The 1,936-nt window shown below is 60.0% G+C and carries 3 protein-coding genes; 2 read left to right on the forward strand and 1 reads right to left on the reverse strand.

Annotated features, from left to right (window positions below; genetic code table 11):
* Positions 1-239, reverse strand: a 239-nt coding sequence (locus tag ACE3UY_RS03010; RefSeq protein ID WP_374686071.1) for an STAS domain-containing protein, incomplete at its 3' end; no start/stop codon positions are given.
* 248 nt (positions 240-487) lie between these two features.
* On the opposite strand from ACE3UY_RS03010, the gene ACE3UY_RS03015 reads away from it, so the two are divergent.
* On the forward strand, positions 488-1,243 hold the full coding sequence (locus ACE3UY_RS03015; protein ID WP_374686072.1) for a MerR family transcriptional regulator: 756 nt from the start codon (positions 488-490) through the stop codon (positions 1,241-1,243).
* Positions 1,244-1,480: 237 nt separating this feature from the next.
* Positions 1,481-1,936: GAP family protein (locus tag ACE3UY_RS03020; RefSeq protein WP_374686073.1), on the forward strand; the 456-nt coding region annotated here is incomplete at its 3' end.

Consider the following 1,936-nt stretch of genomic DNA (forward strand, 5'->3'; position numbering starts at 1 on the left):
GCCGATTCGCGCCGCAGCATGCTGTCGATTTGATGTAACGCCCGCAGCCCGGCGCTGCCCATGTGTCTGACGCCGGCCAGATCGAGGAGCAGCCAACGCGTCCCGGCCCGGCATGCCTCGGCCGCGCTGTCTTGCAAGCTGATATAGGTGGCGGCGTCGATCTCGCCCTCGACCACAAAAACGGTCAAGGGCACGCGCGCCTGTTGTTGATGAATTGTGATTTGGAGTGTTGGCTCCATTTCTACCCTCCTTTAGAACGGCGCGTCTCTGGCTTGCCTCAAGTAGCACAAACTGCCGCCGCCCTTTCTCTGGAACAACCTGCACAACCTGCGTAATTTTCGGATGCTTCTGTCAGCGATGTGCCTTTAGTAACTGGGCGCGCAGATAATATCTGATAAGAATCCCAATGCAAAAAGACACCTTATTCCCCCTTGACATTGACGTTACGTTATAGTTTATCATCCGTCCTTGGATTGAGGAACAGACTATGTCCTACACCGTCAGACAGCTGGCCCGCCTGGCCGGGGTGACGCCGCGCACCCTGCATTACTACGACGCGATCGGCCTATTGCGACCGTCGGCTGTCGGCGACAACGGCTACCGCACCTACGATGACGCCGCCGCGCTCCGGCTCCAGCAGATTCTGTTCTTTCGGGAACTGGACTTGAGCCTGAACGAGATTCGCGACGTGCTGGACGGCCCGGAATTCCAGACTGTGCCGGCGCTGGAAAAACACCGGCGCGCGCTGCAAGCGCGGGTGGCCCGTCTGAACGGCCTCATTCACACCATTGACAGGACGGTATTACACCTGAAAGGACAGATCGAGATGAGCACGAAAGAGCTATTCGAGGGCTTCGACGACGAGACGCAGGCCCGCTACGAGGAAGAGGCAGCCCAGATGTACGATCCCCGCATGGTACAGGAGTCCAGCCGCCGCTGGAAGAGCTACACCGCCGAAGACAAGGCGCGCATCCAGACCGAAGGCGGAGCGGTTTACCAGGACCTCCTGCCGCTGCTAGATCGCGACCCGGCCGACGCCGCGGTGCAGACGGTCATCGCCCGCTGGCACGAACACCTGCACGCCTTCTACGAGCCGACGCCCGACATCCTGCGCGGGCTGGGCCAGGCCTATGCCGAAGACCCGCGGTTTGCCGCCTTCTTCACGGCCATGCACCCCGACCTGCCGGGCTTCTTCAGCCGGGCCATTGAGCACTACGTCGCGGGGATGGCTGGTCGCTCTTAGGCGCGGTTCCGCCGCCTAGGTCAACGCTCTGGATCGAATCACCGGGACTCTGGTTCCCGGCAACGAATACGAAAACATCCACACAATCCGAGATGCCAGTAACATCTCAGACTGTGTGGATGTTTTTTCTCTGTAGATTCATTTATAACACGTGCTATACTGTGTCCCTCAGAGACGAGAGAGCCAGATACCGTTCCGGCTCGACATCGAACAACCGAACAGCCCGAGGTAGGCACTATGGAAGCCGTCATTACTCCCTTGCTACCGTTTATCATTGGCAGCGCGCTGGTTCCGCTCCAGATCATCGTCATCGTTTTGCTATTGACCAGCGAAAAGCGGGGGCCGCTTAAGGCGATTCTGTTCGTCCTTGGCATGACGTTGGTGCGGCTGGCGCAGTGGGGGTTGTTTGGGGTTGTCCTCGCCGGCGACCCGGCCGACAGCGCCGAGCGATCGGGTTGGTTCAAGGCCGGGCTTCTCGTGGCGCTCGGCATCATGTTACTGGTCACCGCTTATAAGAAGTGGGCCAAGGAACCTGATCCGGATGCGCCGCCACCCAAGTGGCTGGCCATGCTCGACGGCGTGACCCCGCCGCGCGCTCTGCTTTTCGGCGCGGGGTTCATTCTCATTGCTCCTAAGCTCTGGGTGTTCACCCTGGGCGCGATCAGTGTCATTAGTGAGGCGGGCCTGGAGCCA

The organism is Promineifilum sp. (SeqCode) (assembly GCF_041918635.1).
Classification (GTDB): Bacteria; Chloroflexota; Anaerolineae; order Promineifilales; family Promineifilaceae; genus Promineifilum.